Source organism: Labrys sp. LIt4, from assembly GCF_017813775.1.
Classification (GTDB): Bacteria; Pseudomonadota; Alphaproteobacteria; order Rhizobiales; family Labraceae; genus Labrys; species Labrys okinawensis_A.
The window spans coordinates 383,089-398,958 of the sequence record NZ_JAGIPY010000005.1 but is presented as its reverse complement, the minus strand read 5'-3'; the positions used below and the strand labels follow the sequence as shown (position 1 = coordinate 398,958).

The window sequence follows — 15,870 nt, the reverse complement described above, 5'->3', positions numbered from 1 at the left end:
GCTCACAGGTTCAACCAACACGGCCTATGCAGGTTCTCCATGATCGCGCCCGTGGCGTGATCATGGAGAACCTGCAAGATTTCAAACCTCTGCCGACAATCTCGATACTGACCGTCGTGGGCAGTATCGAGATTGTCGGCCTGGCCGATGAGCTCATTGATGATGCATTAACCTTGATGGGGAGTTAACAGAGGCCGCCAGCCTGTTCCAACCGTGGAAGCTTTGCTCTATCCTTTCGCCATGATGTCCGCGTCCATGCCTCCCGAACAGATCGTCGCGCTGCTGCAGTGGTATGCCGATATGGGCGTGGACGTGGCGATCGCAGACGAGCCGCTCGACCGTTTTGCCGAGAGCGCACAGGCCCCCCTTGCCTCCCCTCCCATGCGTTCCGTGCCGGAAGCCGATGCGGCGCGCAGGGCTCCCGCTGCCGCCGCACAGCCCCGCATGGCCTCCCCGGCGCCGACCATGCTGACCACTTCGCCGGACGCGGTGGAACTGGCGGCCCGCGAACAGGCGCGCAGTGCCCGCACGCTGGACGAATTGCGGGACCTGCTCGAGCGCTTCGACGGCTGCGCCCTCAAGGCCACGGCCAATCGCCTGGTCTTTGCCGACGGCGCGCCCGATGCCAAGGTGATGTTCGTGGGCGAAGCCCCCGGGCGCGACGAGGACATTCAAGGCAGGCCTTTCGTCGGCCGCTCGGGACAATTGCTCGACCGCATGCTCACGGCCATCGGGCTCGACCGCACCAAGGCCTATATCGCCAATGTGGTGCCCTGGCGTCCGCCCGGCAATCGTGATCCGACCCCGCAGGAGACCACAATCTGCCGTCCCTTCATCGAACGCCAGATCGAGTTGGTGGCCCCAAAGGTCCTGGTCTGCCTCGGCGCCCGCAGCGCGCAGGCATTGCTCGGCGTCACCGACGGTATCCTGAAACTGCGCGGGCGTTGGCTGGACTATGATCTTGCCGGCCAGCGCATCCGGGCGATCGCCACGCTGCACCCGGCCTATCTCTTGCGCCAGCCGGTGCAGAAACGCCTGGCCTGGCGCGATTTCCGCGCCATCCGCACGGCAATCGAGCAAGACATGTCCTGAATCCGCGCGCCGATGCAGCCTCTCACCTTCGAAGATGAAGCGAGCGCCGTCGGACCCCATTTCGGGAAAACTATATTTCCCTACGTAAGCACCGGCTAGAACCCCTGTAACGGACTTTGCGAAGACATATTTATTGGGTATGGCTTGCACAGTACAAATCACCATGCCGGCCGGACATCGGCGAAAGGCTGGCATCCGGGGAGCAGGAGACAGGGCGATGAAACTCGACGATATGCGCGCCTCCGACAATGTCGACGATCGTCGCGGCGAAGGCGGCGGTTTCGGCGGCGGTGGCGGCGGTTTTCCGGGGGGACGGGGCGGCGGCATCGGCCTGGGCGGCCTGGTCATCGTGGCCGCGCTCTATTTCCTCGTCGGCCCCGAAGCCGCCTTCAACGCCCTGCAGGGTCTGAGCGGCGGCGAGCCGCAGGTCCAGGAACAACAGCAGCCGCGCCCCTCCAGCCAGACGGGCGGCGCCACCGACGCTTCGGGAACCTTCGTGCGCAAGATCCTGGGCTCGACCGAGGATACCTGGACCAAACTGTTCCAGGAGCAGGTTCGGGGCAAAAGCTACCAGCCGACCGAGCTGGTGCTGTTCAGCGGGGTGACGCGCTCGGCCTGCGGCACGGCCCAGTCGGCCATGGGACCCTTCTACTGTCCGAACGACAAGAAGGTCTATCTCGACACCGCCTTCTTCGACGAGATGCGCAACCGCTTCAATGCCTGTCCGGCCGGCCAGGGCGCCTGCGCCTTCGCACAGGCCTATGTGATCGCGCATGAGGTCGGTCATCATGTGCAGGACGAGCTCGGCCTTCTGCGCGAGGGCGGCGCTGGCGCCGGCGGCGCCTCGGTGCGTCAGGAACTGCAGGCCGATTGCCTGGCCGGCGTCTGGGCCAATCGCACGCAGCAGGATTTCAAGTTCATCGAGCAGGGTGACATCGAGGGCGCGCTGCAGACGGCGCAGGCCATCGGCGACGACATGCTGCAGAAGAAGATGCAGGGCTATGTCGTGCCCGACAGCTTCACCCATGGCACGGCAGCCCAGCGCCAGCGCTGGTTCGTCACCGGCCTGAAGAGCGGTCAGATCCGTTCCTGCGACACCTCCGGCAATATCTGAGGGGGAATATTTCTCTCGCTTATCGTTAAGGTCGCGCAGCCCCTCACCTTACCTCTCCCCGTAAGGACGGGGCGAGGAGGCGCAAGCGTTGCGATTGTTCCTTGGACCTTTCATCTCGCCCCACTGTTGGGCGAGATGAGAGGTTTTCGGCATAACTCGACGTCAAAGTCCCCTCGCCCCGTCCTTACGGGGAGAGGTAAGGTGAGGGGCAGCACCACCCTGCGTAAACTCATTCGATGTCGGGCGTCAGGCCGGCAGGCCCCCGAGTTCGGCCAGCCTGACCGGACGGCCCGACTTCATGCTGGCAACGGCCGCCGCCCCGCACAGCATCGACATCGCGCCGGCCAGCGCGCCGGCACGCTGGCCGAGCGGATCGGTCATGCCGGGGCGCAGCAGCATGTCGCGCAAGCGGTCGTCGCCGCCGAAATGCCCGCCCCCGGCATGCGGCACGCGAATGCGCTCGACACCGCCGAAATTGCGCATCAGCAGGATCTCGTCATGGTCAGGCGTCTCGAAGGCCTGACGCTCATATTGGCGAACCTCGATGCGTCCCTTGGTGCCGTTGAACGCCAGATGGTAGCCCTCGATCGGCATGAAGGTGTTGAGGGAATAGGAAACGATCACCTCGTTCTCGAAGCGCAGCATCGCGGTCATGGTGTCGGCGATGTCGATGTCCTCGCGATAGACGCAGGCGTCGCGGACATAGCCGTCCTCGGCTGACGGGTCCTCATAGAGCATGGTCAGCCAGGGGTCCTTGCTCATGTCGAAATAGAAATCGCAATCCCGGGCATGGCTGCAGGTCTGGCAGCGCTCGCCGCGGAATGGCCCGTTGCGACCGTAATTGCGCTGGGTACCGAAGGCCGAAACCTCGCGCGGCACAGATTCCAGATACCAGTTGAGCAGATCGAAATGATGGGTGGCCTTGTGCACGAACAGGCTGCCCGAATGGGCCTCCTTGGCGTGCCAGCGGCGGAAATAGTCGGCGCCATGCTGGGTGTCGAGATACCAATGGAAGTCGACAGAGGTCACGGTGCCCACCGCTTCCTCGCGCAGCAGCTGCTTGATGCGGGCGGCCGTGGGTGCGAAGCGATAGTTGAAGGTCACGTCGACCGGCCGGCCGGTGCGCGCCTCGGCTTCGAGGATGCGGCGGCATTTTTCCGGCGTGGTGGTCATCGGCTTTTCGGTGATCACCCTGCAGCCCGCCTCCAGCGCCTTGACGATGATCTCGTCGTGGGTGTCATCGCGGCTGCAAACGATGACGATCTCAGGCTTTACGCTCGCCAGCATCTCGTCGACATCGGTGTAGACGGGCGCATTGGTACCGATCGCGGTGCGCGCGGCCGTGGCCCGCATCTCGTTGACGTCGCAGATCGCCACGAATTCGGCCCGGTCCCGCCAGCCTTGCAGCAGTTCCTTGCCCCACATGCCCGCACCGCGATGGCCGGTGCCGACCAGGGCCACCCGATGCCTCTCTGGCCCCTCCTCATGTCTCGTCGCTTGCATCGTCATAGCGTTTCCTCATGCGGTTCTTGCTGTCGATGGCGCCCGGGAACGGGATCTTCCTCCAGGGTGCTCAGACGAAATAATCGGGATATTGCACCCGCAGCCGGTCGATGTCGGGAACCACGGCGCTCAGATGCGCCTTCATGGCCTTGCTGGCCACCGCGACATCGCGGCGGGCGATGGCATCGCGGATGAAGCTGTGCTCGGCGATGACCTGATGCATGCGGCCCGCCACCGGCAGGGTCAGTCGCCGTGCCCGATCCATCTGGACCTTGATCTGGCGCAGCAGGCGCGGAATGCTGGGATAGCCGGCAATCTGGGCGATGGCCTGGTGGAAGCCTTCGTCGGCCTCGTGAAAGGCATCCTTGTCGCCGAGATCGGCAAGCAGGCGCTGGCGCGCCAGGATGGCGTCGATCGTGGCGATGTCGGCCTCCGTGGCGATCTCGATCAGGCGCCGCACCGCGGTATCCTCCAGGGACTGACGGATCACCACCGCCTCGGGAATGGCAGCCACAGGCACACGCGAGACGAAGGTTCCCGATTGCGGGAAGATGTCGACCAGGCCGTCCTCGGCCAGGCGGATCAGGGCCTCGCGCACCGGCGTCTTGCTTACGCCGAAACGCTGGGTCAGCGCCTTTTCCTGCAAAGGCGTGCCGGGCACCAGGCGCATGCCGAGGATCGCCTCACGCAAATCATCATAGATCAAGGTCGCGGTGGTGACGCGCGGCCGCCTCGGGCGAACGCCGGACTGCGCCGCCTTGCCTCGCGCCGTCAGGATCTCCAGCGAATGGCTCGTGTCCTGGCTCTCCATGGCCCCGGCCTGATGCGACCTCTCGCGGCATCGCGATGATCAGATTTTGACACACTAGTATCTTAGTGTTAAAGCCAGCGTCAAGAGGAGACGCCAACCAGAACAGGGCCGAGCCCGCATGGCACTTCATCCAGACAGGCTTTTGCCGATCGAACCCGACGCCAGGACCATCGCCCGGCGTCTCTACGGGCAGGTGGCCGGCCTGCCGATCCTCTCCCCGCACGGCCATACCGATCCACACTGGTACGCCGAGGATGCGCCCTTCCCGGACCCCGCTACGCTGTTTGTCAAGCCGGACCACTACATCACCCGCATGCTCTATTCGCAGGGCGTGCGGCTGGAGGCGCTTGGCATTTCCAGCAGGGACGGGACGGCTGTCGAAACCGACGGCCGCAAGATCTGGCGTTTGTTCGCGCAGCATTGGTATCTGTTCCGGGGCACGCCGAGCCGTTTGTGGTTCGAGCATTCACTGGAAAGCGGCTTCGGTATCACCGAGCGTCTTGCACCGGACAATGCCGACCGTCTCTATGACGAGATCGCCGCCGCGCTCGAGCGCCCCGAATTCCGCCCCCGCGCGCTTTATGACCGCTTCAACATCGAGGCGATCTCCACCACGGACAGCGCCACCGACGCCTTGGACGCCCATCAAGCCATCCGTGCGTCCGGGTGGAAGGGCCGCGTCCTGCCGGCCTATCGTCCCGATGCGGTCGTCGATGCCGACAGGGCCGATTTTCGTACGGAGGTCCGCCGCCTCCTCGATCTCACCGGGCAGCCAGCCACCTGGGACGGCTATCTGACGGCCCATCGCGAACGCCGCGCCTTTTTCAAGTCGCTGGGGGCGACCTCGACGGATCATGGCCACCCCACTGCCCGCACGGCCGATCTCGACCGCCCGAAGGCGCAGGCCCTGTTCGCCCGCCTGCTGGCCGGCCCCGCCGCGCCGGAGGATGCCGAGCTGTTTCGAGCCCAAATGCTGACCGAGATGGCGCGGATGAGCCTGGAGGACGGGCTCACCATGCAGATCCACCCGGGCTCCTACCGCAACCACAACCCGGCGCTGTTCACCCGTTTCGGGCCGGATGTCGGCGCCGATATTCCGAGGCAAACCAGCTATGTCGAGGCACTGAAGCCCCTGCTCGACGCCGTCGGCAACGAACCGGATCTCACCATCGTGCTGTTCACCTTGGACGAGACGGCCTTCAGCCGCGAACTCGCGCCCCTCGCCGGGCATTATCCGGTGCTCAGGCTGGGGCCGCCCTGGTGGTTCCTCGACAGTCCGGAAGGCATGCGACGCTTCCGCGAACTCGCGACGGAGACGGCCGGTTTCTACAACACGGTCGGCTTCAACGACGATACCAGGGCCTATCTCTCGATCCCGGCGCGGCACGATATGGCCCGCCGCGTCGACTGTGCCTGCCTTGCCCGCCTGGTGGCCGACCACCGCCTCGACGAGGAGGAGGCGGCCGAGACCGCCGTCGACCTCGCCTACAATCTCGCCAAGCGCGCCTACAAGCTCTGACCTCGCCTGTCGTGGCGACACGCAATATCACGTTACGTCATATCGATATCGAAACGCACGAGTACAAAGGCAAGAACGCAGAAAAACCGGCCTTCGAGCAACCATGCGGACCGGAAAAGGGGGAAGCCATGAGTGCCCATCTCGTCAGTCGTCGTGCCATGCTGGGAGCCGGTTGCGGGTTTGCCGCTTCCGTCATGCTGGGAAGCCCGGCCCGGGCGCAGGACAAGCAGCTCAGGGTGTTCTGGTGGGGCTCGCAGGAACGGGCCGACCGCACCAACAAGGCGGTGGACGCCTTCCGGGCTGCCAATGCCGGTATCGACACCAAGACCGAATTCACCGGCTGGAGCGACTACTGGCCGCGTCTGGCCACCCGTGTCGCGGGGCGCAATGCGCCCGACCTGGTGCAGATGGACTACCGCTACATGTTCGAATATGCCCGCCGCGGCGCCATCGTGCCGCTCGACCAATATCTGGGCAAGCTTCTCGACATCGCCGATTTCGGCAAGACCAATCTGGGATCCTGCAGCGTCGATGGCAAGCTCTACGGCATCAATCTCGGGGTCAATTCCTCCGCCATGGCCTATGACGCGGCCGCCTGGCAGGAGACCGGGGTGGAGCCACCGAAATTCGGGACGAGCTGGGAGGAATTCGCGAGCAAATGCGAGGCCTTCGGCAAAGCCAACAAGCGCAAGAAATTCTATGCGTCCATCGACGCCAGCGGCCTGGAGCCCGCTTTCGAGCTCTGGCTGCGGCAGCGCGGCAAGGCCCTTTACGACGACAAGGGTGCGCTCGCCTTCGATGCCAAGGACGCCGCCGACTGGTTCAAGCTTTGGGGCGTCATGCGCGATTCCGGCGGTTGTGTCACCGCCGACATCCAGGCCCTCGACAAGCTGACGCTGGAGACCTCGCCGCTGGCACTCGGCTATGCCGCTGCCAGCTTCCTGCATTCCAACCAGTTCATCGGCGCACAGCAGCTCAGCAAGGCCAAGCTGTCGATCACGGCCTATCCCGTTATGACCGGCGGCAAACCCGGCCACTATCTCAAACCCTCGCAGATGTGGTCGGTCTCATCCGACGCCAAGGCGCCGGAGCTTGCCGTCAAGCTTGCCAACTTCACCGTGCATGATCCGGCCGGCGTCAAGATCCTCGGCGTGGAACGCGGCGTGCCCGCCTCGCCCGCCATGCGCGATCTCGCGGCCGCCTCGCTCGACGACGTCAGCAAGCAGATGGTCGATTATGTCGGCAAGCTCGATCCCTATGTCGGGCCGCTGCCGCCGTCTCCGCCCAAGGGAGCCGGCGAGATCTCCTTCGTACTGCAGCGCATCAGCCAGGAGGTTGCCTTCGGGTCGACACCGGAACAAGGGGGCGAACAGTTCGTGACGGAAGCCGAGTCGATCCTGAAACGGGGATGACCGTCATGGCCTCGACGACTCTGGCCCAACCCCGCGAAATCACCGAAAGCCGCCTGCGTCAGGCTTTGCGCCGGAATCTCGCCGGCTATCTGTTCCTGGCGCCCTGGCTGATTGGCTTTCTCGGCCTGACCCTGGGGCCGGCCCTGGCCTCGCTCTATCTGTCCTTTACCGATTACGATCTCCTGCAGAGCCCGCAATTCGTCGGCACCGCCAATTATGTGCGCATCGCGACGGCCGATCCGAAATTCGCCGCGGCGATGAAGGTAACCTTCACCTATGTGCTGCTGTCGGTGCCGCTCAAGCTGATCTTCGCCCTCGCCTTGGCCATGGCTTTCAATCGCGGCATAAGGGGCCTTCCGCTCTATCGCGCCATCTTCTATCTGCCCTCGCTGCTCGGCGCTTCCGTGGCGATCGCCGTGCTCTGGCGCCAGCTCTTCGCGGCCGACGGCCTCGTCAATTCGCTGCTTGCGCTGGTTGGCATCGACGGGCCGAGCTGGATCTCCAATCCGCGCTATTCGCTCTATACGCTGGTGGCGCTCTCGGTATGGCAGTTCGGCTCGCCCATGATCATCTTTCTGGCGGGGCTGCGCCAGATTCCGCAGGACATGTACGAGGCCGCGAGCCTCGACGGCGCCTCCAAGGCCCGGCAGTTCCTCAAGATCACCCTGCCGCTGCTCACCCCGGTGGTGTTCTTCAATTTCGTCATCCAGACCATCGAGGCCTTCAAGGCCTTCACGCCCGCCTTCATCATCTCCGAAGGCAATGGCGGTCCGATCAACTCGACCCTCTTCTATACGCTCTATCTCTACCAGGAGGCCTTCGGCTTCTTCCGCATGGGCTATGCCTCGGCGCTGGCCTGGATCCTGGTGCTGATCATCGCTTTCTTCACCGCCTTCTCCTTCCTCACCGCGCGCTATTGGGTGCATTATGACGACTGATGCCGCCGCCGTGCACGCGCCGGAGCGCTCGGTCCTGCGTTCCGCCCTGACCCATGCCGGCCTGATCGCCGCTTCCTTCGCGATGCTCTATCCGCTGCTCTGGATGCTGGCGGGCTCGGTCCGGCCGGCCGACGACATCTTCGGCGGCCAGACCTCGCTGATCCCCTCCCAGGTCTCGATCCGCGCCTATGAAACCGGCTGGTTCGGCCTGCAGGTGAGCTTCGGCACCTTCTTCCTCAACTCGCTCGCCATTTCCGTACTGGCGACGATCGGCAACGTCATGGCGGCCTCGCTGACGGCCTACGCCTTCGCGCGGCTGCAATTCTTCGGCAGGAACTTCTGGTTCGCGCTGATGCTGGGCACGCTGATGCTACCCTATCACGTCACCCTCATTCCCCAATATGTGCTGTTCCTCAACATCGGCTGGGTCAACACCTGGCTGCCGCTGGTCGTACCCAAATTCCTCGCGGTGGACGCCTTCTTCATCTTCCTGATGGTGCAGTTCTTCCGCAGCCTGCCGCGTGAACTCGACGAGGCGGCGATGATGGACGGCTGCAGCGCCTGGCGCATCTATTGGAAGATCGTGCTGCCGCTTTCCGTCCCCGTGCTCGCCACCGCCGCGATCTTCTCCTTCATCTGGACCTGGGAGGACTTCTTCGGCCCGCTGATCTATCTGGGCGACATCCACACCTACACCGTCCAACTCGGCTTGAGATCCCTGGTCGATGCCGGCGGCACCTCCGATTGGGGTGCCTTGTTCGCCATGTCGGTGCTCTCGCTGATCCCGATCTTCCTGGTCTTCCTGTTCTTCCAGCGCCTTCTGATCGAAGGCATCGCCACCACAGGCATGAAACGCTGACATCCGAAGCAAATGCGTTCAGGCCCAAACCTTCATTGACTTAACACACTGGGAACAGAAGCATTTTTCGATTCCGGTGATTTAATCTGACAGTAAAACGCCGAGCGGACAATCGATATGAGACCTTTGAAATTTGCCGTCATCGGCATCAATCACGACCATATCCACGGCCAGATCGGCGCGCTCAGGCGTGCCGGCGCGGTCTGCACCGGTTTTCACGCCGCCGAGGACGATCTCGCAGGCGCCTTTGCCGATACCTATCCGGAAATCCCGCGCGTCACCGAAGCGGACAGGCTCTATGAGGATCCCGCGATCGACGTCATCGTCAGCGCCGCCATTCCGGGCGATCGCGCCAACATCGCCGTCAAAGCCATGCGCCACGGCAAGGATGTGCTGCTGGACAAGCCGGGCATGACCAGCCTCGACCAGCTCGAGAGCGTGCGCCTGGTGCAAGCCGAGACCGGGCGCATCCTCTCCATCCTCTATTCGGAGCATTTCGAGGTGCCCGCCACCGTGAAGGCGGGCGAACTCGTCGCGGCCGGCGCGATCGGCGACATCGTCACCATGACCGGGCTCGGCCCGCATCGCCTTCGCAAGCCGCAGCGGCCGGGCTGGTTCTTCGAACGCGAGCGCTATGGCGGCATCCTCGTCGATATCGGCGCCCACCAGTTCGAGCAGTTCCTGTTCTTCACCGGCGCCGAGGATGCCGACATCCTTTCCGCCTCCGTCGGCAATCGCGCCAATGCCGACAGTCCGGGCCTGCAGGATGTCGGCGATGTCCATCTGCGCACGCCGGAAGGCGTCACCGGCTATATCCGCGTCGACTGGTTCACGCCGGACGGGCTCCCGGTTTGGGGCGATGGGCGGCTCTTCATCACCGGCACGCAAGGCACGATCGAGCTGCGAAAATATATCGATGTCGCCGGTCGTCCAGGTGGAGACCATCTCTTCCTGACCGACCGCAACGGCATGCAGCATATCGATTGTTCTTCGGTCGAACTTCCCTTCGGCAGGCAGTTCATCGCCGATGTCTTCGAGCGGACCGAGACGGCCATGCCGCAGGCCCGGTGCTTCAAGGCGATGGAACTCGCTCTCAAGGCCCAGCAACGCGCCGAGGAGATAGCGTGATGGGCGACATCAAATCCGTCGCCGTGGTCGGGCTGAACATCGGCCGCTCCCATATCGCCGAAGCCTATGCGCCGCGCCCGGAACGCTGGCGTCTCGCCGCCGTGTGCGACCGCAATCAGGAGCGCCTCGATGCGGTCGCCGACGAATTCTCGGCCGAGAGCCGCACCCTTCATTTCGACGATCTCCTCGCCCGCGACGATATCGACGTGATCGACATCGCCACCCCGCCCGCCACCCATTTCGAGCTGGTCAGCCGGGCCCTGGCGGCGGGCAAGCATGTCGTCTGCGAAAAACCGCTGGTTGGCTCGCTGCACGAGGCAGACCTCCTGGCCAATGCGCAGGCCCAGAGCGGCCAGATGCTGATGCCGATCTTCCAGTACCGTTTCGGCGAAGGAGTGCAGAAGGCCAGGCGCATCATCGAGGCGGGACTGGCCGGCAAGCCCTATCTCGGCACCGTCGAAACCCATTGGAAGCGCACGCCCGACTATTATGCCGTCTATTGGCGCGGCAAATGGGAGAGCGAGCTAGGCGGCGTGCTGATGACCCATGCCATCCACCAGCACGACATGATGACCTATCTGATGGGCCCGGTACGACGGCTGTTTGCGCGGGCGACGACGCGGGTCAACGCCATCGAGGTGGAGGATTGCGTCACCGCCTCCTGGGAAATGGCCAACGGCGCACTGGTGGCCGCCAGCGCCACCCTTGGTTCGCAGAACGAGATCAGCCGCCTGCGCCTCTGCTTCGAGAACGTCACCTTCGAGAGCGGCGGCGAGGCCTATTCGCCGGGCGACGAGCCCTGGACGATCCTGCCGGCCAACCAGGCCGTGGCCGCCGATATCAGGGACCTCGTCGCCGACCTGCCGCCGGTCGGCCGCCGCTTCCTTGGGCAGATGGATGCCTTTCACGAAGCCCTGCACGGCCGCGGGCCAGTGCCGGTCACAATCGATGACGCCCGCCGGGCGCTGGAACTGGCGACCGCCTTCTACCATTCGGCACAGACCGGCAGCGACGTCAGCCTGCCGATCGGCCCGGATCATCCGAAATATCGGGGCTGGCGGCCGGATCGGGCGTGAGGAAGCACATGATGAACAAGGCGTCATCCCCGGCCGAGCGCAGCGAGGGGAAAGGGATGACGGGTCCTTCCATTCAACCAGGCGCAGATGGCTCCTAAGGAGGACGACATGGCGGCGAGCATCAGGCTCGACAAGGTGGTGAAGCGCTACGGCTCCCTCGACGTCATTCACGGCGTGGATCTCGCCATTGAGCCGGGCGAGTTCACCGTGTTCGTCGGCCCGTCGGGCTGCGGCAAGTCGACTTTGCTGCGCATGATCGCCGGGCTCGAGCCGATTTCAGCCGGCGACCTCACCATCGACGGCGAGCGCATGAACAATGTCCCCGCTTCGCGCCGGGGCATCGCCATGGTGTTCCAGTCCTACGCCCTCTACCCTCACATGACGGTATACAAGAACCTGGCCTTCGGCTTGGAAACCGCCGGCTACAAACGTGCCGAGATCGAAAAGCGGGTGCGCCACGCCGCCAGAATCCTCAAGATCGAGGATTATCTGCAGCGCCGGCCCAAGGCCCTGTCCGGCGGCCAGCGCCAACGCGTCGCCATCGGCCGGGCGATCGTGCGCGAACCGCGTATCTTCCTGTTCGACGAACCGCTCTCCAATCTCGACGCGGAACTGCGCGTCCAGATGCGCGTCGAGATCGCCAAGCTCCACCAGGACCTCGGCAACACCATGATCTATGTGACCCACGACCAGGTCGAGGCGATGACCATGGCCGACAAGATCGTGGTGCTGCGCGACGGCGTGGTGATGCAGGTCGGCGCGCCGCTCGATCTCTACAATGCCCCGGCCAACCAGTTCGTGGCGGGTTTCATCGGCTCGCCCAAGATGAACTTCCTCTCGGGTCGCCTGGCCGGAACCGGCGACGCCATCGAGGTCGCCGGGCAATCCCTTCGCCTCGGCGCACCGCTGCCGGGCGCCAATGCGACGGCGCCGGTCACCTTCGGTGTCCGCCCGGAGCATATCCTGGTCGGCGGCGAGGCCGGCGAGGCGCTTGGCGAGGTCAAGGTCCATCTGGTGGAGCATCTCGGCGGAGAAACCGTGCTCTACGCAACCACCACAGGTGGAGAGAACCTGACCATTTCGGCGCCAGGCCAGTTGCGGGTCCGTCATGGCGAAACCGTTCCGCTGCGCGCCGACCCTTCCCTCTGCCATGTCTTCGACAGCGAGGGCGCTTCGCTGCGGCGATAAGTTCCCCGGGATCACCGGCTTCCAGCCGGCTCGCGGAACCGGCGCGCGTACCGAAAGGAAGAGCCGGCTGGAAGCCGGCGATTCCCAGGAGCGTCTGCCTCACCCCGCCGTCCCTACTCCACCCGTAAAGGCGCGGGCGCGCAATGCGTGGCTTCCCAAACGCCCGCCTTCCAACAGTGCCCTGCGCGGTGCCAGCATGGCCTGCCTCCGTCTGCGGCCGCGCGACAGTTTGAGCACGATCTCGCGGAGCCTTGCCCGCCAGCCGTAATCGTCGACCGCGCCGCGAAACAGCATCGCGACCGGCCGTCCGCCCGCTCTTTGCAATCGCTGCATCATGACGCCGGCCTCGCGGAACCAATCGCTTTCCAGGCGGACGCCTGGCGCCATCACCAGCACCCAGTCGCTGCGGGCAGCCTCCAGACCGGCTCTGGCGTCGCCCTCGACAATGACACAGCCGACCGCATCGGCGACCAGCCGCGTGCCCTCCGACGGCCCGGCTTCCGCTACCACCACCACCTCGCGCACGAAACCATCCGCCGCCGCCGGAACAAGGGCAGCCAGCGTTTCCGCCAGCGCCATTTCCTGGCCGTTCGCGGCAATGACGACACTGATCATGGCAAGTCTGGTCCGGCTGGAACTTCACCTTTTTCAAGCGTCCGCATATCACGCACCACCGCCCGCCGTGAGGGGTGCAAATGGGCGATCCTGCTCAAATGATTGGCATTTTCGTTATGCTTGCTCAAATGTTCTCTTTTTGTTCTAATGAGAACAGAGAAATGTGATTCGCGGAGGCGGCCATGGGCGTGCCGATAAGCAAGGTCTCTCTTACCGATGCGGTGCCGGTGGGCACGACCGTGGTCGACATCGAGCGGCGGCGGGGACGCGGTGCCGGCTCCAATGCCAGCGGGCGCTTCGAGGGGCTCTCACGCTTCATCGAGGATGACGGCTGGAACTCGATCGAGGAACTGCCGACCCTGCGCACCGAAATCCAGGAGGAGCAGGCCCGCAAGATCATCACCTTCAACGACTCGCCGGACATCTCCTTCGACCGCTCGATCAACCCCTATCGTGGTTGCGAGCATGGCTGCGTCTATTGCTTCGCCCGGCCGACCCACGCGCATATGGGCCTTTCACCGGGGCTCGACTTCGAGACCAAGCTGTTCGCCAAGCCGAATGCCGCTTCCCTGCTCGAAAAGGAATTGTCGGCGAAAAATTACCAGCCGCGAACCATCGCAATGGGCACCAACACTGACCCCTACCAGCCCATCGAGCGCCAGCGCGGCATCACCCGGTCCATTCTGGAGGTCCTGGACAGAACCAGCCATCCGGTCGGTATCGTCACCAAATCGGGCCTGATCACGCGCGACATCGATATTCTCGCACGCCTTGCCCGGCGCGGCCTCGTCAAGGTCGCCTTGTCGGTGACCACCCTCGATGCCAAGCTGTCGCGCTCGCTGGAACCGCGCGCGGCAACGCCGTCCCTGCGCCTGAAGGCCATGCGGCAACTGGCCGATGCAGGCATTCCCGTGACGGTGATGGTGGCGCCGATCATCCCGAAGATCAACGACGCCGAGATCGAGCGCATCCTCGAGGCGGCCCATGCGGCGGGCGCGCGCGAGGCGGGTTACGTCATGCTGCGCCTGCCCCTGGAGATTTCCGGGCTGATGCGCGATTGGCTCAACGAGCATCGCCCCGACGCCATGAACCACGTCTTCTCGCTGATGCGGTCGAGCCGCGACGGCAAGGACTATGATTCACGCTGGGGCCTGCGCATGTCGGGAACCGGGCCCTATGCCTGGATGATCGGCCGGCGCTTCGAACTGGCCGCCGCGCGGCTCGGCATCAACGCCAGGCGGCTGAAGCTGCGCACCGACCTCTTCACCCGCCCGGTGCGGGTGGGCGAACAATTGGCGCTGTTCTGATCGGGGCAAATATTCCGTTCGTCGCCAAGTTGACCCCTGCCATTCCGAGACCCGCCGGCAATCACCCCTTGCTGCCGCTGAACCAGGACGTACGCTGCGGCTTTGCCGGAGCGGAGGAAGGCTCGCTCACGGCCGGCCCGGGCAATTCGCTTACCGGTGTCAGGGTCGCCGAAGCCCAGAAGGAATTGCCGGCCAAAGCGTGCTCGGCAAGCTTGCGATAGGTGGCCAGGCGGCGGTCGATCCGCTCGCCAATGTCATAGGCGGCGAGTTCCTGGGGCGTCGGGTCACGCCCGACCTCCTTCTTGAACGCCACCAGCCAGTCGCGCTTGTTCTGCATGGAAAGGGAGAAGGCCAGGAGCCCGACGACATCTTCCTCGTCATGCACCAGGCGATCGAACACATTGTCGGAAGGCAGGCCGGCCTTGACCGGCGCCGGGGCCGGCGTCACGTCGCTCTGAGGTTGACGGTCCTGAGAAGGTGCAGCTGCATCGATATCGGTCACGTTCTTTTGCATTCCACCCTGCCCTGCAACAAACGCTATCTGCCTGAACGCCATCTGCCATTGTCGGCAACATGCTGTGAATATCGCGGCTCAACTTGACACGGCAGAGGCACAAAGCAAGTCACGATTTGTATCGGCACGGCTTCGGCACAGCCTCCGCGCTGGACCTGCCGGCGGGAATCTTCTAACGCCAGTTCATGACAAAACTTCTTCTCGCTGGCGTCGACGAGGCTGGCCGGGGACCGCTGGCAGGCCCGGTCTCGGCTGCCGCCGTCATCCTCGATCCCGACAGAGTGCCCGTCGGTCTGGCCGATTCCAAGGTCATCACGTCAGCGCGGCGGGAGGAGCTCTATCAGGAGATCATGGCGTCGGCGCTTTCCGTATCGGTCGCCTTTTCGAGCCCGGCCCTGATCGACCGGCTCAACATCCGCGGCGCGACGCTCGACGCCATGCGGCGGGCGGTCAGGGGGCTGTCCCTGCGCCCCTCGTCGGTGGAAATCGACGGCAAGGACGTGCCCCACGGCCTGCAGCTACCGGCTCGGGCGATCATCGACGGCGATGCCCTGGTGCCCGCCATCTCCGCTGCCTCGATCATAGCCAAAGTCACCCGCGACCGCCTGATGATCAAGCTCGCGACCACCTACCCGCTCTATGGTTTCGAACGCCATATGGGCTACGGCACGGCCGAGCATACCGCCGCCATCGACACGCATGGGCCCTGCCCGCATCACCGACTGACTTTCGGCAGGCTCAAAGCTTATCGGGCTTGAAGAGGAGGGACAGCGCGTCCCCCCTCATCCCCCTGC

16 protein-coding genes are annotated in these 15,870 nt (G+C 64.5%); 12 read left to right on the top strand and 4 right to left on the bottom strand.

Translation table 11 applies throughout. The features are described from left to right. The first annotated feature begins 26 nt into the window (after window positions 1–26). The 3 genes from J8I29_RS12555 to J8I29_RS12545 all read left to right on the top strand — a co-directional run bounded on the left by J8I29_RS12555 (window position 27) and on the right by J8I29_RS12545 (window position 2,206). Window positions 27–188, top strand: a complete 162-nt coding sequence (locus tag J8I29_RS12555) for a hypothetical protein (protein ID WP_209431884.1) — start codon at window positions 27–29, stop codon at window positions 186–188. A gap of 67 nt (window positions 189–255) precedes the next feature. Next, window positions 256–1,092 carry a uracil-DNA glycosylase gene (locus J8I29_RS12550; RefSeq protein ID WP_105862592.1) on the top strand — a complete coding sequence of 279 codons (837 nt, stop codon included), beginning with the start codon at window positions 256–258 and terminating at the stop codon, window positions 1,090–1,092. Between the two features lie 217 nt (window positions 1,093–1,309). Then, window positions 1,310–2,206, top strand: coding sequence for a neutral zinc metallopeptidase (locus J8I29_RS12545; RefSeq protein WP_105862346.1), 897 nt, complete (start codon window positions 1,310–1,312; stop codon window positions 2,204–2,206). Between the two features lie 246 nt (window positions 2,207–2,452). On the opposite strand, the gene J8I29_RS12540 is transcribed toward J8I29_RS12545, so the two are convergent. Both J8I29_RS12540 and J8I29_RS12535 read right to left on the bottom strand, forming a co-directional pair. After that, a complete protein-coding gene (locus tag J8I29_RS12540) occupies window positions 2,453–3,709 on the bottom strand; it encodes a Gfo/Idh/MocA family oxidoreductase (protein ID WP_209431883.1) in 1,257 nt (418 codons plus the stop codon). 70 nt (window positions 3,710–3,779) lie between these two features. Further along, on the bottom strand, window positions 3,780–4,520 hold the full coding sequence (locus J8I29_RS12535; RefSeq protein WP_105862347.1) for a GntR family transcriptional regulator: 741 nt from the start codon (window positions 4,518–4,520) through the stop codon (window positions 3,780–3,782). Between the two features lie 118 nt (window positions 4,521–4,638). Between J8I29_RS12535 and uxaC the strand changes: the two genes are divergently transcribed. The 7 genes from uxaC to J8I29_RS12500 all read left to right on the top strand — a co-directional run bounded on the left by uxaC (window position 4,639) and on the right by J8I29_RS12500 (window position 12,640). Next, window positions 4,639–6,039, top strand: coding sequence for a glucuronate isomerase (gene uxaC, locus J8I29_RS12530; protein WP_209431882.1), 1,401 nt, complete (start codon window positions 4,639–4,641; stop codon window positions 6,037–6,039). Between the two features lie 128 nt (window positions 6,040–6,167). Beyond that, complete coding sequence (locus tag J8I29_RS12525) at window positions 6,168–7,451, top strand: ABC transporter substrate-binding protein (protein WP_245196902.1); 1,284 nt, start codon at window positions 6,168–6,170, stop codon at window positions 7,449–7,451. A 5-nt stretch (window positions 7,452–7,456) separates the two neighbouring features. Further along, window positions 7,457–8,389, top strand: a complete 933-nt coding sequence (locus tag J8I29_RS12520) for a sugar ABC transporter permease (protein WP_245196900.1) — start codon at window positions 7,457–7,459, stop codon at window positions 8,387–8,389. After that, window positions 8,379–9,248 carry a carbohydrate ABC transporter permease gene (locus J8I29_RS12515; protein ID WP_105862350.1) on the top strand — a complete coding sequence of 290 codons (870 nt, stop codon included), beginning with the start codon at window positions 8,379–8,381 and terminating at the stop codon, window positions 9,246–9,248. Before J8I29_RS12520 ends, J8I29_RS12515 begins: the two co-directional genes overlap by 11 nt. A 117-nt stretch (window positions 9,249–9,365) precedes the next feature. Beyond that, the gene (locus tag J8I29_RS12510) at window positions 9,366–10,376 is read left to right on the top strand and encodes a Gfo/Idh/MocA family oxidoreductase (protein WP_209431880.1); all 1,011 of its coding nucleotides are present in this window, start codon (window positions 9,366–9,368) and stop codon (window positions 10,374–10,376) included. Next, complete coding sequence (locus J8I29_RS12505) at window positions 10,376–11,452, top strand: Gfo/Idh/MocA family oxidoreductase (protein WP_209431879.1); 1,077 nt, start codon at window positions 10,376–10,378, stop codon at window positions 11,450–11,452. The genes J8I29_RS12510 and J8I29_RS12505 overlap by 1 nt, the downstream gene beginning before the upstream one ends. A gap of 108 nt (window positions 11,453–11,560) precedes the next feature. Beyond that, on the top strand, window positions 11,561–12,640 hold the full coding sequence (locus J8I29_RS12500) for an ABC transporter ATP-binding protein (protein ID WP_209431878.1): 1,080 nt from the start codon (window positions 11,561–11,563) through the stop codon (window positions 12,638–12,640). Window positions 12,641–12,739: 99 nt separating this feature from the next. Here J8I29_RS12500 and J8I29_RS12495 read toward each other — a convergent pair whose 3' ends face one another. Further along, window positions 12,740–13,255 carry a glycosyltransferase gene (locus tag J8I29_RS12495; RefSeq protein WP_209431877.1) on the bottom strand — a complete coding sequence of 172 codons (516 nt, stop codon included), beginning with the start codon at window positions 13,253–13,255 and terminating at the stop codon, window positions 12,740–12,742. Between the two features lie 182 nt (window positions 13,256–13,437). On the opposite strand from J8I29_RS12495, the gene J8I29_RS12490 reads away from it, so the two are divergent. Then, window positions 13,438–14,562, top strand: a complete 1,125-nt coding sequence (locus J8I29_RS12490; RefSeq protein WP_105862355.1) for a PA0069 family radical SAM protein — start codon at window positions 13,438–13,440, stop codon at window positions 14,560–14,562. Between the two features lie 61 nt (window positions 14,563–14,623). Here J8I29_RS12490 and J8I29_RS12485 read toward each other — a convergent pair whose 3' ends face one another. Further along, the gene (locus J8I29_RS12485; protein ID WP_146126900.1) at window positions 14,624–15,064 is read right to left on the bottom strand and encodes a hypothetical protein; all 441 of its coding nucleotides are present in this window, start codon (window positions 15,062–15,064) and stop codon (window positions 14,624–14,626) included. A gap of 197 nt (window positions 15,065–15,261) precedes the next feature. Between J8I29_RS12485 and J8I29_RS12480 the strand changes: the two genes are divergently transcribed. Further along, window positions 15,262–15,834: a ribonuclease HII gene (locus J8I29_RS12480; protein ID WP_209431876.1), complete on the top strand. Its 573-nt coding sequence runs from the start codon at window positions 15,262–15,264 to the stop codon at window positions 15,832–15,834. The last annotated feature ends 36 nt before the right edge of the window (window positions 15,835–15,870 follow it).

What these genes read in the sequence shown, in the direction of transcription:
- J8I29_RS12515 (WP_105862350.1), top strand. Translation starts at nt 8,379, where the DNA reads ATGACGACTGATGCCGCCGCCGTGCACGCGCCGGAGCGCTCGGTCCTG.
- J8I29_RS12520 (WP_245196900.1), top strand. Translation starts at nt 7,457, where the DNA reads ATGGCCTCGACGACTCTGGCCCAACCCCGCGAAATCACCGAAAGCCGC.
- J8I29_RS12510 (WP_209431880.1), top strand. Translation starts at nt 9,366, where the DNA reads ATGAGACCTTTGAAATTTGCCGTCATCGGCATCAATCACGACCATATC.
- J8I29_RS12505 (WP_209431879.1), top strand. Translation starts at nt 10,376, where the DNA reads ATGGGCGACATCAAATCCGTCGCCGTGGTCGGGCTGAACATCGGCCGC.
- J8I29_RS12480 (WP_209431876.1), top strand. Translation starts at nt 15,262, where the DNA reads ATGACAAAACTTCTTCTCGCTGGCGTCGACGAGGCTGGCCGGGGACCG.
- uxaC (WP_209431882.1), top strand. Translation starts at nt 4,639, where the DNA reads ATGGCACTTCATCCAGACAGGCTTTTGCCGATCGAACCCGACGCCAGG.
- J8I29_RS12550 (WP_105862592.1), top strand. Translation starts at nt 256, where the DNA reads ATGCCTCCCGAACAGATCGTCGCGCTGCTGCAGTGGTATGCCGATATG.
- J8I29_RS12535 (WP_105862347.1), bottom strand. Translation starts at nt 4,520, where the DNA reads ATGGAGAGCCAGGACACGAGCCATTCGCTGGAGATCCTGACGGCGCGA.
- J8I29_RS12540 (WP_209431883.1), bottom strand. Translation starts at nt 3,709, where the DNA reads ATGCAAGCGACGAGACATGAGGAGGGGCCAGAGAGGCATCGGGTGGCC.
- J8I29_RS12490 (WP_105862355.1), top strand. Translation starts at nt 13,438, where the DNA reads ATGGGCGTGCCGATAAGCAAGGTCTCTCTTACCGATGCGGTGCCGGTG.
- J8I29_RS12555 (WP_209431884.1), top strand. Translation starts at nt 27, where the DNA reads ATGCAGGTTCTCCATGATCGCGCCCGTGGCGTGATCATGGAGAACCTG.
- J8I29_RS12525 (WP_245196902.1), top strand. Translation starts at nt 6,168, where the DNA reads ATGAGTGCCCATCTCGTCAGTCGTCGTGCCATGCTGGGAGCCGGTTGC.
- J8I29_RS12545 (WP_105862346.1), top strand. Translation starts at nt 1,310, where the DNA reads ATGAAACTCGACGATATGCGCGCCTCCGACAATGTCGACGATCGTCGC.
- J8I29_RS12500 (WP_209431878.1), top strand. Translation starts at nt 11,561, where the DNA reads ATGGCGGCGAGCATCAGGCTCGACAAGGTGGTGAAGCGCTACGGCTCC.
- J8I29_RS12495 (WP_209431877.1), bottom strand. Translation starts at nt 13,255, where the DNA reads ATGATCAGTGTCGTCATTGCCGCGAACGGCCAGGAAATGGCGCTGGCG.